Genomic DNA, 21,908 nt, shown 5'->3' with positions numbered 1-21,908 from the left:
ATGCCATGATACGCAGGGTGTGCGCTTCAGCTATTAGCCTGGCAGAGTACGCTTCGGCTATCAGCCTGAAATAGTACGCTTCAGCTATTGACCTGGCGGAGTACTCTTTAGCTATCCGTATGAACCAGTGCGCTTTAGCTATTGACCTGGCGGAGTACGCTCCAGCTATAAGCCTGAAATAGTGCGCTTTAGCTATCCGCCTGGCAGAGTACGCTTCGGCTATCAGCCTGAAATAGTGCGCTTCAGCTATCCGTTTACAACAGCTTATACATTACCGTTGTCGCATCCAGCTGGTTTTCCGTCGAGCGCGCGAACGCCGGAATTTGACCGCTAACCTGCCAGTTTTGCGCCAGATAAAGCTGCTCTGCCACATCGCCGGTGCGCGTATCCAGCACCAGCAGCGTTTTGCCTTCCTGCTGCGCCAGCTGCTCTGCACGTGCCAGCAGTTCCCGTGCGATGCCCTGACGCCGGGCGACAGGATGAACCAGCAGTTTGGCAATTTCCGCGCGGTGGTTGCCGTTAGGCTTACGGCAGAACTCAACGATGACGGTGCCCACAATTCTCTGCTGCTGCCGGGCTACCAGCAGCTGTTTCTCTCCGCTGGCAAGATCCGCAATCGCGCTTTGCCAGAAGTTGGCCATAGGTTCAGGATCGTTATTGATAAAACCGACGCTGGCGCCATCACGCACGCAGGCGCTCAAAACCTCGTATAACTCATCGCTAAGCTGGTTCGCCGCTTCGGCACTCAGCGTTTGGTAGGCAATAGTGGTCATAGGGAAGCGATTATCCTGTAAAACGGCCTTTTCCAGCCAGTAAGTAACGGGTAAAATAAAAAGGTTGTCCAGGGCTAACAAAGCCTGCCGCAATCGGTTTTTCGGGCATGATTCAGTAAGATATACAACAGTACTGGCGCAGCGCCAAGTTGTACAAACAAATAATAGTTGTACAACAATGGAGAGTTAGTTAGGCTCAGGGAAGTCAAACAAGGTTTGAGGAAAGGCATGGCTTTATACAGTATTGGTGATGTCGCCGAACGCTGCCGCATTAACCCGGTCACGCTTCGCGCCTGGCAACGCCGCTATGGTTTACTGAAACCGCAGCGTACCGAAGGCGGTCATCGTCAGTTTGACGATGAAGATATTCAGCGCATCGAAGAGATTAAGCGCTGGATAGAGAGCGGCGTACCGGTCGGAAAAGTTAAGGCGCTGCTGGAAGGCGAAAGCCTGAACGTGCATGATGGCTGGACCGGCCTGCAGGAAGAGATGATGGCGGTATTACGCCACGTCAGACCGGCTAAGCTGCGCGCAATAGTCGCTACGGTAGGACGCGAACATCCTGCAGCAGCGCTGATTGACCACGTCTTCCTGCCTATTCGGCAGCGTCTGAATCTGGATCAAAACACCGCGCGCACAATGTGCAGCCTGCTTGACGGTATCCTGATTGATTATGTGACCTTCTGTCTGGCCAGCTGCCGCAAAAAAGCCGGTAAAGAAGCGCTGATTGTCGGCTGGGGCACGGAAGACCGCACCCGCATCTGGCTGGAAGCCTGGCGTCTCAGTCAGCAAGGCTGGCGCATGGACGTGCTGGCAGAACCGCTGGAGCTGCCAAGGCCGGAGCTGTTTCCGGGCCAGCAGCTGTTTATTTTTACCGGAAAACCGCTGACTCGCCGCCAACAGGAACAGATGACCCACTGGCAGGAACAGGGTTACGCAATTACCCATCTGGTCAGCTAATTTTATTGCCGTGCAGCGCCGGTCGCTGCTTCCTGCGCGATTAAAACCCACAAAAACTTAACGTCCGCCGAACAAAAGCGATATACTTTGCTCTCTTTTTTACGGCAGGCGGACAACGGCATGAACTGGCAGAAAATTGGCGTAATTTGTATCTTTCTGATGATGGCGTTAGGCGGAATCGGCGGCGTGATGCTTACCGGCTATACCATTCTTATCCGTTCTTAAACAGCCGCAGCAGGCGCTCAAAAAGCCGATCCGTTACGATGGCCAGCAGCGCCACCAGGCTTGCGCCCTGAATGATATAAGCCGTATTGAAACCGCTTAGCCCGATAATAACCGGCGAACCCAGCGTATTAGCGCCCACCGTTGAGGCAATGGTGGCGGTGCCGATATTAATAATCACCGATGTACGAACGCCAGCTAAAATAACGGGCGCGGCCAGCGGCAGCTCTACTTTGTACAGGATCTGGCGTGGCGTCATGCCTACGCCCTGAGCGACCTCGCGCAGGCTTTGCGGTACGGCATCAATACCCGCCAGCGTTCCTTGCAGAACAGGCAATAAACCATACAAAACCAGCGCCACCAGCGCAGGCTGCTCGCCAAAACCGATAACCGGCACGGCCAGCGCCAGCACCGCAACGGGCGGAAAAGTCTGCCCCGCCGCCACCAGCGTTTCCACTACCGAACGAAACTCTCTTCCCGCCGGGCGCGTCACTGCAATCCCCGCCCCCGTGCCGATAACAACGGCAATAAGGCTGGAAATCAGCACCAGCTCGGCGTGTGCCACCGTCAGACGGATAAAGCTCTCCTGCTGATAAAGCGGCCGCGCCAGATCGGGAAACCAGCTGGCAAAAAGCGTACCGCTGTAGGGCATTAACAGCAGCAGCGCGATAAACAGCAAAATCAGCCAGATAAGCGGGTCGCGTAGCCAGCGCATCTCAGCTCCTTTTTTGCTGCAGCAGATCGGCAAAGTGCAGCACGCCAAGCGGCCGCAGCTGTCCATCGCGTACGGGTAACTTGTCGGTGCCGCGCGCGATAAACACCGATAGCGCCTCCCGAAGCGTCATGCTTTCTACAATGGCATCTTCTTCCAGCCACTCCCCGCGCCTGGCCGCCTGGCCGGCAGAAGCCTGCGACAGTAGCCGAATCCCCCACTCGCTCTGCCCGAAAAACTGCCGGACAAACTCGCTGGCGGGTTTTGTTAACAGTTCGACTGGCGTACCTTGCTGAACAACCTCGCCTTTATCCATTAACACCAGCCTGTCAGCCAGGGCCAGCGCTTCATCAATATCATGCGTCACCAGCACAATAGTTTTGCCGGAAAGCTGATGAATGCGGGCAATCTCCTGCTGCAGCGTGGCGCGCGTCACAGGATCGAGCGCGCCGAAGGGTTCATCCATCAGCAGCACCTCCGGATCGGCAGCCAGCGCGCGCGCTACGCCGACGCGCTGCTGCTGACCGCCGGAAAGCTGGTGCGGATAACGCTGGCGAAAGCTTTCATCCATGTTCAGCAAGGCCAGCAGTTCACTCACCCGCTGCGCAATTTGCGGTTTTGACCAGCCGAGCAGCGTCGGCACCGTGGCAATATTTTTTTCTACCGTCCAGTGCGGAAACAGGCCGGTCGACTGGATGGCATAGCCCATACGGCGGCGCAGCGCCTGCGGGTTAAAGCGGCGGATCTCTTCGCCAGCAAATTGAATAGTGCCAGCATCGTGCTCAACAAGCCGGTTAATCATTTTCAGGGTGGTAGATTTGCCGCAGCCAGAGGTGCCAATCAGCACCGTGAATTGGCCTTTGGCGATGTTCAGCGTCAGGTTGCTGACCGCCGCTTTGCCTGCAAACTGCTTGCTTACCGCGTTAAAATCGATCACTGACGTTTGGCCTCGGTTATGGAGATCAGAAGCTTAAATAAGGTATCGGCGATGACCGCCAGCGCAATGACCGGGATAACGCCCAGTATCACCAGATCCAGCGCGCTGCTAAGCAGCCCCTGAAAAATAATCGCGCCAAAGCCGCCTGCGCCAATCAGCGCGGCAATCACCGTCATGCCAATGGTCTGGATAGTGGTAACGCGCAGTCCGGCCAGCAGCACCGGCAAAGCCAGCGGCACCTCCACCTGCCAGAAAATTTGTCCACTCTTCATCCCCATTCCTCGCGCCGTTTCCGTCACCGCTTCCGGCACGTTTTGTAGCCCGGCGACAATACTGCGCACCAGCGGCAGAAGCGCATACAGCACCAGCGCAATCAGAGCGGGCGCGATGCCGATACCGCTAATGCCTATTGAGGATAACGCGGGAAAGGCACGCGCCAGACCGCTGAGCGGTGCCATCAGCAAACCAAACAGCGCTACCGACGGGACGGTTTGAATAATATTCAGCGTAGAAAAAACCGCGGGCTGTAAAGCGGGACGGCGATAGCAATACCAGCCAAGGGGAATACCCACCAGCAGGGCCGGAACCAGCGTGCCGCTCAGGATCAGTAAATGCCGTGATAGCGCCTGATCGAAGACGTCGCGGCGGTTAGCGTACTCTTTCAGCAGCGACAGCGCGTCCAGTTGACCGCTCGCTAATAAAACGATGACCGGCAACCAAATCTGCCCGTTCAGCAGTAGCCGCCACAGCAGACCAGGCGTCAGGCGACTGACGGTATCGGCCGCAATCAGTAAGGCGAGCGCGGCGGCCAGCCAGAAACCGCTGCCGTAAGAGGTCCTGGCCAGCGGACTACCGTGCTGCGCCAGCGCGGCCGCCGCCATGCCGCCAGCGGCGACCAGCGCCACCAGCAAAGCCTCGCTACAGAGCAAGGTAAGTGTCAAAGTGAGGCGCTTTTGCGGGACAAAAGCTAACGCCAGCAGCAGCAGTGCGGGAAGCAGCAGCCACGTACCTTTTGCTATCTGCGGCAAGGCGAGCGGCTGGCCGGAAACCAGCCGATTAGGTGCCCAGTTAAGAAAAGGCAGCAGCAACAGCGCCGCCGTTAGCAGCAAAGCCAACAGCAGCGTCACGCGATTGTGAATACCCATAGCCATGGTTAACGCTGCACGGCTAGAATTTTTTCTGCTGCAGATAATCGGCAGCTACCTGTTTCGCATCCATCCCTTCCACCGCGATTTTGGCATTCAGCTGCTGCAAGGTTTGTTCGCTCAGCGAGGCAAAAACCGGCTGTAGCCAGTCGCCGATCTGCGGATAAGCTTTCAGCACGGCCTCGCGGATCACAGGCACCGGTGCATAAACAGGCTGCACACCTTTGGGATCGCCCAGCGTTTGCAGCCCCAGCGCTGCAACCGGGCCATCCGTGCCGTAGGCCATAGCGGCGTTAACGCCGGAGGTTTGCTGCGCAGCGGCTTTCAGCGTGACCGCCGTATCGCCTCCGGCCAGCGACAGCAGCTGCTCCTGGTTAAGCTTAAAGTCATAGGCGCGCTCGAAAGCGGGCAGCGCGTCCGGACGCTCGATAAACTCTGCCGACGCGGCCAGCTTAAATGTGCCGCCCTTTTTCAGATAGGCGCTAAGGTCAGCCAGCGTCGCCAGCTGGTTTTTCTGCGCCAGATCGCCGCGTACCGCAATAGTCCAGGTATTGTTGGCGGGCGAAGGCGTCAGCCAGATCAGATGATTCTTTTCCGCATCCAGCTTTTTCACCCGCTGATAGCCAGCCTGCGCGTTTTTCCAGGCCGGGTTTTTCTCATCGTGAAAAAAGAAGGCGCCGTTGCCGGTATATTCCGGATAAATATCCAGTTCGCCCGCCGTAATCGCGCCTCTGACAACCTGGGTGTTGCCCAGCTGGATTTTGTTAATGGTTTTCACGCCGTGCTTATCCAGCACCTGCAAAATGATATTGCCCAGCAACGACCCTTCCGTATCAATTTTTGAGCCGACCTTTACCGGCTCGGCCGCCTGCGCGCTGCTGCCCAGCCCCAGCAAAACTACCAGCGCCAGCGCGCTGCCCAACCCCATACCCTTTGCCATTTTTTGTTCCTTATTAGCAGGTCAGCTTCAAGAGTAGCCCATTAATTAACCACTTAAAACCCATTGTTAACAGTGATTCTTTTAGTTTTAACTTATAACCAGCCGGAATTTAACTTCGCCAGCTCGCGGAGTATGCTCACGTATTATTGCTATAAAAAGAACATAACATCATGACTGACTTAGCTTCTTCGGCGCATGTCGCCACGGCAGGGAATGAACCGGGCGGTGAGGTTTTGACTATCCGTCACGCGGCAGATGTCTCACGGCTGGTGAATAACAGCACGCAGGCGCGGAGCAATGCCCATATCGTGATTGCGATTGCGCTGGGCGGCGTTTTTCTGGACGCCTACGACCTTGGCGCGCTGGCCTTCGGCATGAAAGATGTTACGCGGGAATTTTCGCTGACGCCTGCGGGCGCGGGCATGGTCGCTTCGGCTATCGCTTTCGGCGCTATCGTCGGCGCGCTGACTGGTGGCTACCTCACCGATAAAATTGGCCGCTACCGCGTTTTTATGGCCGATATGTTTTTCTTTGTGGTCGCCGCGCTGGCCTGCGCTTTTGCCCCAAACGAATATGTCTTAGCCGGGGCGCGCTTTGTGATGGGGCTGGGCGTCGGCATCGACCTCCCCGTGGCGATGGCCTTCCTGGCCGAATTTTCAAAGCTTAAAGGACGAGGCAACAAGGCCGCCAGCATCGCCATGTGGTGTCCGACCTGGTATGCCGCCATCTCCATCTCTTACTTACTGGTGCTGTTTTTCTATTCCGTGCTGCCGGAAGCGCACGCGGGCTGGCTGTGGCGGATCATTCTTGGCTTTGGTGCCGTCCCCGCGCTGTTGATTATTGCCATTCGCAGCCGCTATATGAGCGAGTCGCCGGTCTGGGCCGCTAACCAGGGCGATTTAAAAAGCGCCGCCGCTATCCTGCGTCACTCCTATGGCATCAATGCCGTGGTCGCCAAAGAGGCTGAACTGGCTCCCGCGACGCCGGTTCGCCGGGCCGGCTGGCGCAACTACGGCGAGCTGTTTAAAGGCGTCTATCTGCGCCGTACTTTGCTTGCCGCCGTGACCGCTGTTGCTTCCGCCTTTGCCTATAACGCCGTCGCCTTCGGGCTGCCGGTGATTATTTCCAGCTTTCTGGCGCAGTCAATGCTGACCACCATTCTGGTGTCGCTGGCTTTGAATTTGCTGTTTGCCTTTGTCGGCGGGCTACTGGCGGTGCGCCTGGTGCCGCGTTTCGGCGCGTGGAAAATGACGGTGGCGGGCTATAGCTGTCAGTTTGCGGCGCTGCTCGGCCTGGCGCTGGTTGGCAGGCCGGACGACGGCGCGCAGGCGGCAGTTGCCATTGCCATGCTGGCGCTGTTTCTGCTGGGTCAGGGCTTCGGCCCCGGCTCGCATACCATGACCTTTGCTTCGCTGAGCTATCCAACTTCGCTGCGCGGTGTGGGCGTAGGGATGAACCAGACGCTGATGCGCGGTAGTTCTACGCTGTCGCTGTTTCTGTTTCCCCTGCTGTCGGCGGCGCTGGGCACCAACGTCTTCTGGGTTATCGGTCTTGCGCCGCTGGCCGGGTTACTGGCGCTGCTGCTCGTGCGCTGGGAGCCGTCGGGTTACGATGTGGATGCCGAAGATTTTACCGTGCGCCCTCGCTAAAACAGGCCGCCTGTAACGCCTTGCCGTAATCGGTCAGTTAGCCGGCTGAAGGGCTAGCCCGCCAGCGTGGCGGTGGTAAAGCGAGCCAGCTCTGTGGGAATACGCGCGAACGTATGCAGAAACCATGGCGTAAAGCGCTCGGGATGCGCCGTCATCTCCTGCCGGATCTCCGCCAGCGAAGCGTAGCGCCAGCTTTCTGCTTCCTGCGGATTGGGCTGCGGCAGCTCGTCGCTTAAGGCGAACCAGACATGGCCATACTCATGCTCAATCAGCCCGTTCGACAGCGGTAAACGGTAGCTCAGTTCAAACACAGGTTCGAGACTCAGCTTTAGCCCCATCTCTTCGTGCAGACGTCGTTCGGCAGCGTGGCGCGTAGACTCCTGCGGATAAGGATGGCCGCAGGTGGTATTACTCCACAGCCCGCCACAGTGATATTTATCGCTGGCGCGCTGCTGCAACAGCAGCTGATGGCGGGAGTTAAATACGTAGACGGTGACCGCGCGGTGAAGTAATCCTTTTTGATGGACTTCCAGCTTTTCCATGGTGCCGACGGCGCGGTCCTGGCTATCGACCAGGATAACTTCAATTGCAGACATGCCTACCTCTTCAGAATTCCCTCAGATAATTGTGGCACATCTGCGGCCCTGGCGGCTGGGTAAAATCGTGCGAAAGTATGATTACTTAACCGGCTCCACCAGCTGCGGCCTTGGTCGGAAGATGTGATCGTGGCCGGATTCGGTCAGGCGCTCAACCAGTTCAAAACCGCCGCGCGCTTCTTTCTCGGCAAACTCCTGTTCGGCAGCCGTGACCGGCGTTGCCCACAGCAGGCTGACTTTTTCCCCTTCCCGCTGCGGTAGCGTAAAGCGCTCGCCTAATTCGGCAGAAAGCAAAAAGCCTTCAAAGCCAACCGGTGCCACGGCGGAAGAAAGCGTATGCCCTTCGCCAAGCCAGCTCAGGCGCGCCCACGGGAAATGGGCAAAGTTCGCCAGCGCGCTGGCCATCTGCACCGCGTTCTCTTCACTCATCACTTCGGCATCAATTGCCATCGCCAGCTCGGTACGGCGATGATGCGTGGCGTCCTCATAGAGAAAATCTACCCACGGCATAGGGCGAATGCACATGCCCAGCGTCAGGAAATACCAGCTTCCCTGATGGTAATGCTGGGAAATCGCCATCGGCGGCCAGTTGCCCTGATCGATGGAGTAGTACTTCAGCGAGTCGCCATACTGCGCTTCATAACAGCGCAGCATGTCGCGCTGAACGGGTTCCCACAGGTGGCCGTCGTGCCAGTCACGCCAGAAGTGCCGATCTTTTACCGCCTGTTCATAGTAAGCATTGGTAGAAGCGGAGCCGAGCGGCGCGGTCAGTCGATTTTCTTTAATACAGCCAGCCGAAAAGCTGACCTGCTTGTCCTGATAAAGGCTCCAGCCTGGGATCACCGCCAGCAGCTGCCCCTGATACCAGAGCGCGGCACCGTCGTCGCCGGGCGTCCAGACAACCTGCAAACCTGCGGGTTGCAGTATGGGTTCTGCTTCCAGCGTACGGCAATATTCCGCGCTAAGCAGCGGCGGCACGCCTTGCGCCATGGCATCCAGGTCTTCCTGCGCAGGCGCGGGCAGCAGATTTCTCAGCCAGCAGCCGCGTACGGCAAACTTGCCGCGAAAAGGCTCGGTGGGACGGAGATAGAAATAGGCGGTGCGCTCATCCTGCTCAACCGTGGCAATAAGCGTTTGTTGCTGATTAAAGACTTCAGCCAGCCGGTATGTTTGTGTCATAGCGCCTCGACAAGAGTTCTGGGTCATCCTCACCCGGAGAATAGAGCAGGATGCCCGCGCGCGCCATGTTACGGCAAGGGTAATAATCTCAAATTTCGCGCCCCATGCGCTTCATCGCCCGATAATAGCCACCGCGCCGTACGCACCAGCGCAGCCCCGCCGCGAGCCATTTCATGCGCCGCCGGATCACCCTTTGCCGCCAGCCGGAAAAGCGAAAGCCAAACTGCTGCTGCGCCCACTCCGGCAGCAGCTCAATACCCGCCATCATCATCGTGTGCATAGCCGGTCGCGCCTGCCAGCTGGGCGCAGGCGTATTCAGCAAAATCGCGAGCACTTCTTTCGTTCGTTGATCACAGCGCAGCTGCGGCCGCATCGCTGTCAGGTAAGCTTCCACCTCCTGCACCGTTTTTGGCACCTGAGCTGCGCCCAGCGCTTCGGCTACCACGGCCGCTTCAGCATAGTAACGGTCTCTGTCCTGCAGGCTCAGATGCGGATTTTTATAGCGCAGATGGGCGGCCAGAAAACGGCTGGTTTCCGCCACGTGAACCCAGGTTAACAAAGCCGGATCGCTGGCGGCATAGGCGTTGCCCTGCCCGTCAACGCCGGAAACCCGCAGGTGAATGCGTTTTACGCGCTCAATCAGCGTATGCGCGTCCGCCGTATTGCCGAAGGTGGTAACGGCGATAAACTGGCTGGTGCGCCGCAGCCTGCCCAGCATATCGTCGCGAAAGGTGGAGTGATCCCAGACGCCCGCCAGCGCCTGAGGATGCAGCATTTGCATCAGCAGCGCCGAGATACCGCCGCACAGCATTGAAGAGAAGTCGCCGTGTACCTGCCAGATGGCGCTGTCCGGCCCATAAAGTCCCGGATCGCCCGGCGGCTGGCTGAGGTCAAAATCGTTCATCGCCAGACCGTTAAGGCGAAAAACCTGCTGCTGAATTCTGTCTCTGACTGAAAGCATATTTCTCCGCTAATAAAAAAGGCCGGAAGCGTAACATCGGCTTCCGACCTGTATTTCACTGCTCCAGAGCCAGCTTAACAGCTTTAGGTACGCACGCGCAGCGCCGCCTCGATCTTATCGGCAAGCTTGGTCACCGCCCAGGCGATAACCATATAGAACACCACCGCCACGGCGAAAGCTTCGAGGTAATAGAAGTTCAGCGCGGCGGTAAGCTGAGCCTGGGCAAAAATATCGACGACTTCAATAGCAAAGGCCAGCGACAGCGCTTTCATGATCACCATAAACGAGTTCGCGAGGTCTGGAATAGCCGACACGATAATCTGCGGAAACAGTACGCGGCGGAACAGCTGAGCGTGACTGTAGCCCAGCGAGTATGCCGCCTCTGCCTGACCCGCATCAAAGGCGTTCAGCGCGCCCTTGACCACTTCCGCCTGGAACGCCGCCACGCAGGCCGTCAGCGCCACGATAATAATGACCCAGTTAGGCAGCGAATGGGCGTTAAAAGGAAGGCCAAACAGCGAGGCCACAAAGTGCAGCGCTGGCGGTAAACCGTAGTAGGCCAGAAAAATGACCACCACCATTGGTACACCCTTAAAAGCAATTTTATAGGTGACCACCAGCTGGCGCAGCAGCGGGATCTTTTTATGCTCGACCAGCGCAAACAGGCCGCCAAGCAGCGTCGAGAAAATAAAGATGGTCAGCGCCATCGCCAGCGTAACGGGCACCGCATCCAGAATGCTCCAGAAATCCGGCAGCAGCAGGTCCATTTCAAACATGATCGCCCCTCTTTAGACGCTTGCCGTCAATTTAATCTTCGCCGTGGCCTTGTCCGCATGCCAGCTGTAGCGACGTTCGAAAAAGCGCACGATTAGCCAGACAATCAGGCACAGCAGCGAATAGAGCACCGCCAGCACCAGGTAAGTGCCAAACTGGTACTGGTTATAGTCGCGTTCCATGATCAAATGCGCCGTCGCCATTACGTCGGCCGCGCCGATATACATCACCAGCGCCACGTTGTGGATCAGGTAAATCACCGCGTTTCCGTAGCCAGGCAGCGCGATATGCAGCGCCTGCGGCCCAACGATACGGCTGATTTTCTGCCGGAAGCTGTAGCCAAAGCTGTCGGCGGCGTCGTGCTGACCGCGTTCAACCGCCAGAAAGGCGGGCCGCATCACCTCCGAGAGATAGCCACCGTGATAAAGGCTCAGGCCAACCATGGAAGCCGTGGTCGCCGAAAGAAAATCATCCACGCCGAACAGGGCCGCAATCGGCGGCAAGCCGTAAAAGGCGACAAACAGTTGCAGCACCACGGGCACGCTGCGCGCGTAGGAAACGTACAGATCGGCCAGCAGGCTCAGTCCCGCAATCCTGCGCACTCGCAGCGTGGTGGCTATCAGCGCCAGAAAAAACCCGGCGATAAGGGCGACAAACATAATCGCGAGCGTCAGCGGCAGTGCCGAAAGCAGCTCGGGGATCATGGAAGACAGATTCATGCAACGCTCCTGTTTTCGCAGCGGCCGCTTTTCTGGCGGTCGCCGCGAAGAATTACTTCATATATTTTACGACGGGTTCGCCAAACCATTTCTGCGCCAGCTTGTCCAGCGTGCCGTCATCCTTCAGCGCTTTCAGGGCGTTATTCACGTCATCGTTCAGCGCTTTGTTTTGGTCAGATTTATGAATAAGCACGTAGGTGTTGTTGGTCACCACAGGTTCGCTCGCCTGGATATTCAGCTTCTGGTTATCGATAACCGTCTGCTCGCCCAGGTTTGACGGCAGGATCAGCGCGTCATATTTGCCGCTCTGTACTTCTTTCAGGCGATCCGGATAAGGGATACCGGCGCTGGAGGCTTTGATATCAATTTTGTCGCCAGGGTGCTCCTGCTGCCACTGGGTAACAAATTTATAAACGCCGCCGCCTGCCGTCACGGGCACGATGTTTTTGCCAACCAGATCTTTCATCCCGTTGATGTTGCTGTCTTTACGGCTGTAGATCTTCATCAGGCTGGCGCCAATCGGACTGTCCGGGATCAGGAACTGTTTGCTGCGCGCGGGCGCTTTGTAGTAACCGCCGGTCGCCATGTCATATTTACCCGTGACCAGGCCGGTTTCCTGAGCAATATCCGCCGCGCCTTCCAGCACAAACTTATACTGCGGCAGCTTAGTGTTAACCGCTCGCAGCACGTCCGGCTCGTAGCCCTGCGGCTCAACACCGATAGCGCCCCAGGAGAGCGGTTTTGATTCGGCCGAGGTCGCAACTTTGATGGTACGAACGCTGTCGGCGGCGTTAGCGCCAGAAGCCATAAGCGCGATGGCAACGCCGCCAGTAACGACCAGACGACGCAGAGTAGTGATTGCAGGCATAGTATTTCCTTTTATTATCAGACGTGTTCAGCGTTCAGGAAGCGGGCAAGGCGCGGCTGCGAAGGGTTGTCGAAAATCGCTTCCGGCGTACCTTCTGCGGCAACCACGCCCTGGTCCATAAAGACGATGCGGCTGGAAATGCTTCTGGCGAACTGCATTTCATGGGTAACCAGCAGTGAGGTAATACCTGAGGAAGTGACCTCTTTGATCACTTTTAATACTTCGCCCACCAGTTCAGGGTCGAGCGAGGAGGTCGGCTCATCAAACAGAATAACGTCCGGCTTCACGGCCAGCGCGCGGGCGATCCCCGTACGCTGTAGCTGCCCACCGGAAAGCTGCGACGGATAGCGATCCAGCTTCGCGCCCAGCCCGACGCGCTCCAGCTCCTGCCCGGCAATAGCGCGCGCCTCTTCTTTCGACTTACGCTGCACAACCATCAGCGGATCCATTACGTTTTCCAGCACCGTCATATTGCGAAAAACGTTGAACTGCTGGAAAACCATTGCGGTTTTAAGGCGAATCGCCTGCACCGCCGCCTTATTGACGGCCTGGTAATCCATCCGGATATCATCAAGCACGATGGTGCCGGAAGTGGGCTTAGCCAGATAGTTAATACATCTCAGCAGCGTGGTCTTGCCGGTGCCGCTGGGGCCGATGATGGACACGACGTCGCCGCGCTTCACCGAAAGATTGACGCCTTTCAGGATCGGCGTGTTGCCGTATGAGAGCTTAATATCATTAAGTTCAAGCATTTGTAGACCCTTTTGCGTAAGTAGCGTGGCCAAGCACGTGCATCAAACGGTTTGCCCAGCCAAAGATCGAGATAGCGTGAATCAGATCGACGATCTCATTCTCATCCATGCCGTTTTCACGCAGCGCGGCAATATCTTCCGCCGTTGCCTGCGAAGGCGTTACGGACAGGCGGCAGGCGAAGCGATAAATGGCGGCATCGCGCGGGCCAAGCTCTTCCGGCTTGCTGAAGTAAAGCGCGCTGACGACCTGCTCGCTCTGGGTTAGCTGGGCGTGACGGCGAGCATGCACCACCGCGCAATATTTGCAGCCGTTGACCAGCGAAGCGCCCAGCGCGCCCAGTTCCCGATCGGCGCGGTTCAGGCCGCCTTCGACATACATGATGGCGTTAAACAGCACGGTGCGCGCCGTATAGCTTTCTGGATCGTGCGCCAGCGTGCGGACGTATTCAGAAATCTTCTTGCCGGACGGCGTCACTTCCATTGCCGCAAGCTGCTCCGGCGTGGCGTCCGCCAGCGCCAGCGGCGTAATATACGGATGCCAGCTAAGTGGCTTCAGGCGAACCACGGGGATCATACTGACCTCATCAGGCGCAGGCCGATGGCCACGCGCGTCTGGAAATTAACAAAAGCAATCAGCTCGGAAAGCGCGACAATTTGCGGATTGTTCAGTCCGGCCTGCTCCAGCTTTCTGATATCTTCCGCCTGCGCTGTGGCCGGCGTAAGCGTGACCAGATCGACGTGACGAGCAATAGTCGCCAGCGGCTCCGCCAGGGCCGTTTCGCCCGCAGCCAGCGCCAGCAAGTCCGGAGCCGGTTTCACGGCAGCCAGCTGTGCATCGTAGTCTGCCGTTAGTACCGCATCCTTGTTTAACGTCGCCATACGACAGGCCAGCGCAAGTCGTAACTCAGCGCTCAGCCCCTGCTCGTTAGCGGGTTGCAGTACGGAAAGGCGGCACTGTTCTGCCCCCTGTACAAATTCGGGCCGAAAACGGCGGGTAGCGTAAAGCGCCTCCTCCGGCGACAGGCCGACAGCCTTATCGATAGCGTCGTTCACGCGTTCTCCTGTTTTAACAAAGGGGTGGAATCCGTCCATTCATCGCCCAGCAGTTCGGGCTTGTCGTAGGCGACCAGGCTGGCAAAGTGGCTGTCAACATCTTCGGCAAACAGCGAAGCCGCAATGCCGCGCACCAGACGATCGGCTCCGGCGCTAACGGCCGGAATATCACCGGACACCTTACCGTGCGTCAGCATTGCGGCGTCGTTGAAGCAGTGAATATGCGCCAGCATCGGACAGCTGCCCGCCGTTCGCTCGCGAAATTCAAACGCTGGCCCCAGATCCGGCGCATCCGTCATGCCGCTACGCGGCGCGCCCATTTCCGGCTGATAGCGACCATCTGCCCAGCTGCGAATATAAGGTGCGATAGCAGCAAACTCTGGTCGTCCATTAAAGGTGTTGGCAAACCCGGTGGCGGCAATCAAAAAGTCATAACGCCTCTCGCCCTGCGTGGTTTCAATCAGTAGCCCGCTGGCTTCCTGTTTTACCGCCTTAATGCCGCAGTCCAGAAAAAACCGCGCATTGGCGTGACGGGAAACGCGCAGCGTGGAAGAGCGCGGCGGCGGCGTCTGCGTCGAGGCGGTGTAATCAACAAATTTCCATTTCCACGCGTCCGGCAACTGATGCATTCCGTGAACCACGCCCTGGCTGCCGATGCCGGTCATCTTGTTGATGCGCGGCATGGCTTTACGCCGAATCAGCATATCCACCGCGCCCGCGCCCGCTTCCAGCGCCGTCGCGGCGTTGTCCATCGAAGAAGCCCCCGCGCCGATGACCGCCACGCGTTTGCCCTTCAGCGCATTAAAGTCGATATCGTCAGCGGAGTGTGCCCAGTAAGCGCGATCGATGCCCTGCAGGAAATCAGGCACGGCAAAGCCACCCAGCCCCGAGCGTCCGGTCGCCAGCACCAGCCGACGGGTAAAAATTCTGCGGCTGGTAAAGCCTTCGACCTCCAGCGCGATCAGATCGCCTGCCTGGCTAATCCCCGTCATCCGTACCCCGTTTTGTACCGGCAGGTTTAGCACATGGCGATACCAGACCAGATAATCCATCCACTGGTCTTTAGGGATTTTATTCAGCACCTGCCAGGCTTCATCGCCCCACTGCGCGGTATACCAGGCGCGAAAAGTGAGCTGCGGCAGGCCAAGCGCCGGACCCTGTAGCGTTTTCGGCGAACGTAACGTTTCCATCCGCGCAAAAGTAACCCACGGCCCTTCCCGTCCGGCCGGAGCCGCGTCCAGCGCAAGGACGTTATCAATCCCGCTCAGCACCAGTTTCGCCGTTGCCGCCAGCCCGCACATCCCTGCGCCAAGCACCACGACATCACGCACTTTCTCGTTCTGATAAGTCCGTTCCGGTACCCAGGATTTCGCAGGCAGCTCAAGGAACTCAAGATCCTGCTGCAGCCGGGCTTCCAGAGCGGCCAGCCCCGCCGGTGAATTAGCATGCGCCATAGTGGTATTCCTCAGGCCTGAGCGTCACAAAAACCTCGTTCCTTAGTCTGTTCCCGAGCCGGGAACGTCAGAGCAGGCCGAATGCGATAAGGCGCACTGGCCCGTCTTAATGATTCATTTATCACATAATTGCGCATTCATTATCAGATATACGCATAGTAATAATTCAGGAGTGGCATCATCCTGTGCAGGGAGGAGAGCGTCAAGCAAAACGCCGGGAAAATGACCTATGGATTTCTTATAACTTATGCACAAAAAGGTATAAGAGCGGTGACGGACGGATTAATCCTGATTGATCAAGCGCATGATGCGTGGATGCTCGCTTGCCGCAAGACGCTGGAAAGCGGGAAGCAAATCGGTAGCGGCCGTTTCCAGCGCGTTAATCAGCGCCTGTGCCGCGGTTGAAAGCTGGCGACCCTGCGGCGTAATGACGCCAAAAAAGTAGGGGATATCTTCATCCAGCGCGCGAATAGCTACGCCTTCCAGCGGCATGCCCCAGGCGGTAACCGGCTCCAGAATGGCCACGCCCAGCCCGGCGCGAACGCAGGCGAGAATATTGGCGGAAGAGTTGGTTTCGATGGTTTCATGCGGCGGGGTTTTTAGCTTTTTCAACGCTTTTGCAAAGCGCCCGCGCAGCCGCTGCGGATTCCACGGCGCAATAAGACGTCGTCCGGCCAGGCTGGCGAGCGTGACGTGCTGTTCTGCGGCCAGCGGGTCGTCTTGCGGCAGAGCGACTACGCAACGTGACTGGCCAATCCAGTGCAGCTGTACCGCATGGTGCTCCAGCGGCAGACTGCACAGGCCGACTTCTGCTTCTGCGGTGATCACCGCATGCGCGGTCTGCTCGGCAGATTCGCTAATAATTTGCACTTTATTCTGCAAACCCAGCAGAGAAAGCGCCAGCGGCAGCAGGCCAGCCGCCAGCGCCGGAGTGGCCGCAATGCTGAGGGGCCGATGCTGCTGCTGCCCTATCTCCTGCGCGCGCAGGCGAATTTGCTGCAATGAAAGCAACGCTTTTTGCACATACTGATGAAGCTGAAGCGCTTCTTCCGTGGGGTGGATGCGCGGCCCGTTGCGGAGAAACAGCGGATAGCCCAGCGACTGCTCCAGTTCCTGGATCAGGCGCGACACGACGGGCTGAGAACGGTTTAACGTTCTGGCGGCGGCCGTCACGCTGCCAGAGGCAATCACCGCAGCAAACGCTTCCAGCTGTTTTAAATCCAGATCTTGTAAAGGAGTCATGCGCACGCGTTTCCTGATTGAATGGCACTTTCTCGCGGCAGTGCGAAAAGGCCGTATCATAGAATGGGTTAAGCCGATTAGCTACAGTGAGGAAGCGTTGATTCTCCGGGGTGGCGAAAGTGGATAGCGCTTAATTCTGCGGTCAATAACCTTTATGCTTAGCCGATTAATTCGCAGGTGAAGGAAAAAGTCATGAGTATCACCATCCGCCAGGCCAGTCCGGCCGACGCACAGGCTATCTTCGATATGATTTATGAGCTGGCCGTTTATGAAAAAGCGCCGGAAGAAGTGGTGACCACAGCGGAGGAAATCCGCACCACGCTGTTTGCCGCCGACAGCAAAACGGAAGCGCTAATCTGCGAAGCGGATGACGCGATCGTCGGCTATGCGGTGTTCTTCACCAGCTATTCGACCTGGCTTGGACGCAACGGTATCTACCTGGAAGATCTCTATATTTCACCTGAGGCACGCGGCTTTGGTGCTGGCAAAGCGCTGATCAAGCATATCGCCCGGCTGGCGGTACAGCGCAACTGCGGTCGCCTGGAGTGGAGCGTGCTGGACTGGAATCAGCCCGCTATCGACTTTTATAAAAGCATCGGCGCGCTGCCGCAAAGCGAATGGGTGCGCTACCGCCTGGACGGTGACGCGCTGCTGAACTTTGCTGAAGACGCAAAATAAAAAAAGAGGCGATTAATCGCCTCTCTCCTTTTTCACGGCCTGATTATAAATAATCAAACTCCGCTTCGTTGGTCCGTACCGAATCCAGCCCGATCATCACGCTGAACTTGCCCGGCTCGGCCACGTGCTGCATTCTGGCATTCCAGAAGCGCAGCGCATCGACATCAATCGGAAAAGTGACCGTCTGCGATTCGCCCGCTTTCAGCATAATGCGCTTAAAGCCCTTTAGCTCTTCTACCGGACGGCTGATGCTGGCAACCTGGTCGCGCAGATACATTTGCACCACCGTCGCGCCATCCAGCTTGCCGGTATTGGTTACCGTGACGGAAGCATTCACTTTGCCGTTGCGCGGCATCGTTTTTGCCGAAAGCGTTACCGGCGACACATTAAAGCTGGTGTAGCTCAGGCCGTAACCAAACGGATAGAGCGGGCCGTTTTCCGCATCGTAATAGTGCGAGGTGTATTTGTTAGGGTGCGCAAAGTTGTAAGGGCGGCCCGTGTTCAGGTGGTTGTAATAAATCGGAATCTGACCCACGGAGCGCGGGAACGACATCGGCAGCTTGCCGGACGGGTTGTAATCGCCAAACAGGACGTCGGCGATAGCGTTGCCGCCTTCGGTGCCGCTAAACCAGGTATCTAACAGCGCATCCGCCTCGCGGCTCTCTTTAACGATGGTCAGCGGACGGCCGTTCATCAGCACCAGCACCAGCGGTTTACCGGTAGCCTTCAGCGCGCTGACTAACGCCTGCTGCGAAGGTGGAATAGTAAGGTCGCTACGGCTGGAGGCTTCGTGCGCCATACCCTGCGCTTCACCGACGACGGCGACCACGACATCCGCTTTTTTCGCGGTGGCAACGGCCTCATCCAGCATTTGCTGCGGCGTGCGTGCATCCACCGTCACCGCGTTTTCATACAGGTTCAGGAAGTCCTGAATGCCTTTATTGTCGCTGACGTTGGCACCTTTGGCATACAGAATGGTTGCTTTACCCGCCGTGGCATTTTTCAGCCCTTCCATTACGGTAACGGACTGCGCTGCGACGCCAGCCGCCGACCAGCTCCCCATAATGTCGCGCTTGCTGTCGGCCAGCGGGCCAATCAGGGCGATGGTGCCCGATTTTTTCAGCGGCAGCGTCTCAAGGCGGTTTTTTAACAGCACGATACTTTTCCGCGCTACGTCGCGCGCTTCTGGCCGATGCAGACGGCTTTCGGCATTGGTATCTTTAGGGTCGCTTTCTGCCGGGCCAAGATGGCTGTAAGGATCGTTAAACAGCCCCATATCATATTTCACGTTCAGCACGTGGCGCGTGGCATCGTCGATTTCCGCCATGCTGACTGCGCCGCTTTTCACCAGGTCCGGCAAATATTTGCTGTAGTACTCGTCGCTCATGCTCATGTTAACGCCTGACTTGATCGCCAGCCGTACGGCATCCTGCGGATCGCTGGCAACGCCGTGCTTCATCAGCTCTTTGATCGCGCCGTGATCGCTGATGGTAATGCCTTTAAACTTCCAGTCGTCGCGCAATAAATCTTTCAGCAGCCAGCTATCCGACGTGGCCGGCACGCCGTTAATCGAGTTGAGCGCCACCATCACGCCGCCGCTGCCCGCGTCCAGCGCTGCTTTGTACGGCGGCAGGTAGTCCTGGGCCAGCCGCTGAGGGCTCATATCCACCGTGTTGTAATCGCGTCCGCCTTCCACCGCGCCATAGGCGGCAAAGTGCTTCACGCTGGTCATCACCGAATAGCGATCCGCCGGGCTTTTTCCCTGCATCGATTCAACCATGGTGCGACCCATTTCCGAGGTGAGATAGGTATCTTCACCGAAGCCTTCCGATACCCGCCCCCAGCGCGGCTCGCGCGTGACGTCAACCATCGGTGCCCAGGTCATATTCAAGCCGTCGTCCGCCGCTTCATAAGCTGAAATTCGCCCGACTTCCGCCACGGCATCCAGATCCCAGCTGGCCGCCAGCGCTAAAGGAATCGGGAAAACGGTACGCTGGCCATGCACGACGTCATAGGCAAAAAACAGAGGGATCTTCAGGCGGCTGAGCTGCATCACCTGATCCTGCATCGCGCGGATATCCTGGCGGGTCACGGTGTTAAAAATCGCGCCAACCTGCTCACGCTTGATCATCTCGCGGATAGCTTCTTTCGGGTTATCCGGGCCGACGCTGATCAGCCTGAGCTGGCCGATTTTTTCATCCAGCGTCATTTTTTTTAAGAGGTTAGTCACAAAGGCGTCACGCGCCTCGGGCGTTAACGGGTGCTGCACGTGATTACCGTCAGCAAAGGCTGGCTGCATCGCCAGCGCGGCGGCAAAGCTAACAGAATAAATCCATTTCATCAGGTTGGTTTCTCTTTATATAGACGGCGGCAGAACGTGACGACAGAAGTGGCGAGTGTGCCATAAGTTGAGGATAGCAGGTAGTTTTCAAGCTGGTGAGAGCCGTAATAAATCAGCGGTGCTAAAGTTATGACGTGCGACTAACAAGGACACAAGGACATGAATAAACCCTCACCGACCGGCCGCAAGCTGGTTACTGAACTGGCCCGCATTGTCGGGCGCGCCCATCTGCTTACCGATCCTGAAAAAACTGAACGCTACCGCAAAGGTTTTCGCTCCGGCGAAGGCGACGCGCTGGCCGTGGTGTTTCCCGGCACCTTGCTGGAGCAGTGGCGTATTTTACAGGCCTGCGTGGCGGCAGACGTGATTGTGTTGATGCAGGCGGCGAACACCGGCCTGACCGAAGGCTCGACGCCGGACGGCAACCACTACGATCGCGATATCGTGATTATCAGTACCCGCCGGATGGATAAAATCCAGCTGCTGGATGAAGGTAAACAGGTGCTGGCCCTGCCCGGCAGCACGCTCTACCAGCTGGAAAAAATCCTTAAGCCCCTGGGCCGGGAGCCGCATTCGGTGATTGGCTCTTCCTGCATTGGCGCGTCGGTATTGGGCGGCATCTGCAATAACTCCGGTGGTTCGCTGATTAAACGCGGCCCGGCATACAGCGAAATGGCGCTTTATGCGCAAAAGGACGCCAGCGGCAAGCTGACGCTGGTTAACCATCTTGGCATTGAGCTGGGCAGCACGCCGGAACAGATCCTCAGCCGTCTTGATGATGAAACCTGGCGGCCCGAGGATGTGCGCTACGATCAGCGCCACGCCTCAGACCATGACTACGCGGAACGCGTGCGTGAAGTCGAAGCCGATACGCCATCCCGCTTTAACGCGGATGCGCGGCGATTATTTGAGGCTTCCGGCTGCGCGGGCAAGCTAGCCGTGTTTGCCGTACGTCTGGATACCTTTGCCAGTGAAAGCGCGCAGCAGGTGTTTTATATTGGCACTAACCAGCCGGCGGTTTTAGACGAGCTACGCCGCCATATTCTGAGCGAATTCAGCGAACTACCGGTAGCGGGCGAATATCTGCATCGCGATATTTTTGATATTGCCGAAACCTACGGCAAAGATACTTTTGTGATCATCGACAAACTCGGCACTGACAAAATGCCGCTGTTTTTCTCCCTGAAAGGCCGCGTCGACGCCTGGTTAAGACGGGTCTCTTTTATTAAGCCCAACTTTACCGATCGCGTGCTGCAAAAAATCAGCGGGCTTTTGCCTGCGCATCTTCCTGCCAGACTAAAGGCTTATCGCCAGCGTTTTGAGCATCATCTGATGTTGAAAATGGCCGGGCCGGGTGTGGAAGAGGCGCGTCAGTATCTGCGCACGTACTTCCAGCAGGCCGAGGGTGAGTTCTTTGAGTGTACGCCTGAAGAAGGCAGCAAAGCCTTTTTACATCGTTTTGCCGCAGCAGGTGCCGCCGTGCGCTATCACGCGGTACATCATCAGCAAGTGGAAGATATTCTGGCGCTGGATATCGCGTTACGCCGCAACGATCGCGACTGGTTTGAGAAACTGCCGCCCGAATTCGACGACGCGCTGGTACATCGGCTCTACTACGGCCACTTCTTTTGCCACGTCTTTCATCAGGATTACATTGTGAAAAAAGGTGTGGATGTGCATGCACTTAAAGAGAAAATGCTGCAAATCCTTAGCGAACGCGGTGCAGAATATCCGGCCGAGCACAATGTCGGCCATCTTTACCATGCAAAACCGCAGCTGAAAGCCTTTTATCAGCAGCTCGATCCGACCAATAGCTTTAACCCCGGCATTGGTAAAACCACCAAAGCAAAAAACTGGGCGGCATGCGATTGCGGTCAAAAGCTGAAGCGTTAAGCTGGCAATCCTGCTTATTAAACAGACTAGCGCAGGAGTAAGAGCGGCGTTAAAATCGGT

Annotated in this window: 22 protein-coding genes; 5 read left to right on the top strand and 17 right to left on the bottom strand. The window is 57.3% G+C overall.

Going from position 1 to position 21,908, the window contains the following annotated elements:
• Positions 1-254: 254 nt before the first annotated feature.
• Complete coding sequence (locus KUE00_RS13745; protein ID WP_246760461.1) at positions 255-773, bottom strand: GNAT family N-acetyltransferase; 519 nt, start codon at positions 771-773, stop codon at positions 255-257.
• A gap of 228 nt (positions 774-1,001) precedes the next feature.
• Here KUE00_RS13745 and KUE00_RS13740 point away from each other — a divergent pair, with 228 nt between their 5' ends.
• Both KUE00_RS13740 and KUE00_RS13735 read left to right on the top strand, forming a co-directional pair.
• Positions 1,002-1,733 (top strand): MerR family transcriptional regulator, encoded by a 732-nt coding sequence (locus tag KUE00_RS13740; RefSeq protein WP_246760460.1) that lies wholly within the window; start codon positions 1,002-1,004, stop codon positions 1,731-1,733.
• A 120-nt stretch (positions 1,734-1,853) separates the two neighbouring features.
• Entirely contained in the window at positions 1,854-1,958 is a 105-nt protein-coding gene (locus KUE00_RS13735) for a protein YohO (RefSeq protein ID WP_158783236.1), read from the top strand.
• On the opposite strand, the gene KUE00_RS13730 is transcribed toward KUE00_RS13735, so the two are convergent.
• Genes KUE00_RS13730 through osmF form a run of 4 tightly spaced genes read right to left on the bottom strand, consistent with a single transcriptional unit; the run spans position 1,945 to position 5,677 of the window.
• Positions 1,945-2,670 (bottom strand): ABC transporter permease, encoded by a 726-nt coding sequence (locus KUE00_RS13730; protein ID WP_246760459.1) that lies wholly within the window; start codon positions 2,668-2,670, stop codon positions 1,945-1,947. The genes KUE00_RS13735 and KUE00_RS13730 overlap by 14 nt on opposite strands.
• A gap of 1 nt (position 2,671) precedes the next feature.
• The gene (locus tag KUE00_RS13725) at positions 2,672-3,604 is read right to left on the bottom strand and encodes an ABC transporter ATP-binding protein (protein ID WP_246760458.1); all 933 of its coding nucleotides are present in this window, start codon (positions 3,602-3,604) and stop codon (positions 2,672-2,674) included.
• Positions 3,601-4,755, bottom strand: a complete 1,155-nt coding sequence (locus tag KUE00_RS13720; RefSeq protein ID WP_246760457.1) for an ABC transporter permease — start codon at positions 4,753-4,755, stop codon at positions 3,601-3,603. Before KUE00_RS13720 ends, KUE00_RS13725 begins: the two co-directional genes overlap by 4 nt.
• A 16-nt stretch (positions 4,756-4,771) precedes the next feature.
• Positions 4,772-5,677 (bottom strand): glycine betaine ABC transporter substrate-binding protein OsmF, encoded by a 906-nt coding sequence (gene osmF / locus KUE00_RS13715; RefSeq protein WP_246760594.1) that lies wholly within the window; start codon positions 5,675-5,677, stop codon positions 4,772-4,774.
• A 182-nt stretch (positions 5,678-5,859) separates the two neighbouring features.
• On the opposite strand from osmF, the gene KUE00_RS13710 reads away from it, so the two are divergent.
• Positions 5,860-7,338 (top strand): MFS transporter, encoded by a 1,479-nt coding sequence (locus KUE00_RS13710; protein WP_246760456.1) that lies wholly within the window; start codon positions 5,860-5,862, stop codon positions 7,336-7,338.
• Between the two features lie 53 nt (positions 7,339-7,391).
• Here KUE00_RS13710 and idi read toward each other — a convergent pair whose 3' ends face one another.
• The 11 genes from idi to KUE00_RS13655 all read right to left on the bottom strand — a co-directional run bounded on the left by idi (position 7,392) and on the right by KUE00_RS13655 (position 16,936).
• Positions 7,392-7,934, bottom strand: coding sequence for an isopentenyl-diphosphate Delta-isomerase (gene idi / locus KUE00_RS13705; RefSeq protein ID WP_246760455.1), 543 nt, complete (start codon positions 7,932-7,934; stop codon positions 7,392-7,394).
• A gap of 81 nt (positions 7,935-8,015) precedes the next feature.
• Positions 8,016-9,113: a suppressor of fused domain protein gene (locus KUE00_RS13700; RefSeq protein WP_246760454.1), complete on the bottom strand. Its 1,098-nt coding sequence runs from the start codon at positions 9,111-9,113 to the stop codon at positions 8,016-8,018.
• 88 nt (positions 9,114-9,201) lie between these two features.
• The gene (locus KUE00_RS13695; protein ID WP_246760453.1) at positions 9,202-10,074 is read right to left on the bottom strand and encodes an oxygenase MpaB family protein; all 873 of its coding nucleotides are present in this window, start codon (positions 10,072-10,074) and stop codon (positions 9,202-9,204) included.
• Between the two features lie 83 nt (positions 10,075-10,157).
• Positions 10,158-10,850: an amino acid ABC transporter permease gene (locus tag KUE00_RS13690; protein WP_246760452.1), complete on the bottom strand. Its 693-nt coding sequence runs from the start codon at positions 10,848-10,850 to the stop codon at positions 10,158-10,160.
• Between the two features lie 12 nt (positions 10,851-10,862).
• Positions 10,863-11,567 (bottom strand): amino acid ABC transporter permease, encoded by a 705-nt coding sequence (locus KUE00_RS13685; RefSeq protein ID WP_246760451.1) that lies wholly within the window; start codon positions 11,565-11,567, stop codon positions 10,863-10,865.
• A 52-nt stretch (positions 11,568-11,619) separates the two neighbouring features.
• Positions 11,620-12,435: a transporter substrate-binding domain-containing protein gene (locus KUE00_RS13680; RefSeq protein ID WP_246760450.1), complete on the bottom strand. Its 816-nt coding sequence runs from the start codon at positions 12,433-12,435 to the stop codon at positions 11,620-11,622.
• Between the two features lie 17 nt (positions 12,436-12,452).
• The gene (locus KUE00_RS13675) at positions 12,453-13,187 is read right to left on the bottom strand and encodes an amino acid ABC transporter ATP-binding protein (RefSeq protein ID WP_246760449.1); all 735 of its coding nucleotides are present in this window, start codon (positions 13,185-13,187) and stop codon (positions 12,453-12,455) included.
• A complete protein-coding gene (locus KUE00_RS13670; protein ID WP_246760448.1) occupies positions 13,180-13,761 on the bottom strand; it encodes a peroxidase-related enzyme in 582 nt (193 codons plus the stop codon). The genes KUE00_RS13675 and KUE00_RS13670 overlap by 8 nt, the downstream gene beginning before the upstream one ends.
• On the bottom strand, positions 13,758-14,240 hold the full coding sequence (locus KUE00_RS13665) for a CMD domain-containing protein (protein WP_246760447.1): 483 nt from the start codon (positions 14,238-14,240) through the stop codon (positions 13,758-13,760). Before KUE00_RS13665 ends, KUE00_RS13670 begins: the two co-directional genes overlap by 4 nt.
• Positions 14,237-15,694, bottom strand: coding sequence for an NAD(P)-binding domain-containing protein (locus KUE00_RS13660; protein ID WP_246760446.1), 1,458 nt, complete (start codon positions 15,692-15,694; stop codon positions 14,237-14,239). The genes KUE00_RS13665 and KUE00_RS13660 overlap by 4 nt, the downstream gene beginning before the upstream one ends.
• A 282-nt stretch (positions 15,695-15,976) precedes the next feature.
• Positions 15,977-16,936 carry a LysR family transcriptional regulator gene (locus KUE00_RS13655; protein ID WP_246760445.1) on the bottom strand — a complete coding sequence of 320 codons (960 nt, stop codon included), beginning with the start codon at positions 16,934-16,936 and terminating at the stop codon, positions 15,977-15,979.
• A gap of 192 nt (positions 16,937-17,128) precedes the next feature.
• Here KUE00_RS13655 and KUE00_RS13650 point away from each other — a divergent pair, with 192 nt between their 5' ends.
• Complete coding sequence (locus KUE00_RS13650) at positions 17,129-17,614, top strand: GNAT family N-acetyltransferase (RefSeq protein ID WP_246760444.1); 486 nt, start codon at positions 17,129-17,131, stop codon at positions 17,612-17,614.
• Between the two features lie 43 nt (positions 17,615-17,657).
• Here KUE00_RS13650 and bglX read toward each other — a convergent pair whose 3' ends face one another.
• Positions 17,658-19,955, bottom strand: a complete 2,298-nt coding sequence (bglX, locus tag KUE00_RS13645) for a beta-glucosidase BglX (RefSeq protein WP_246760443.1) — start codon at positions 19,953-19,955, stop codon at positions 17,658-17,660.
• Positions 19,956-20,114: 159 nt separating this feature from the next.
• On the opposite strand from bglX, the gene dld reads away from it, so the two are divergent.
• Positions 20,115-21,848 carry a D-lactate dehydrogenase gene (gene dld / locus KUE00_RS13640; RefSeq protein ID WP_246760442.1) on the top strand — a complete coding sequence of 578 codons (1,734 nt, stop codon included), beginning with the start codon at positions 20,115-20,117 and terminating at the stop codon, positions 21,846-21,848.
• Positions 21,849-21,908: the final 60 nt, after the last annotated feature.

It is taken from the genome of Erwinia phyllosphaerae (assembly GCF_019132875.1).
In the GTDB taxonomy this organism is placed as follows: Bacteria; Pseudomonadota; Gammaproteobacteria; order Enterobacterales; family Enterobacteriaceae; genus Erwinia; species Erwinia phyllosphaerae.
This window is presented reverse-complemented; position numbering and strand designations above follow the sequence as displayed.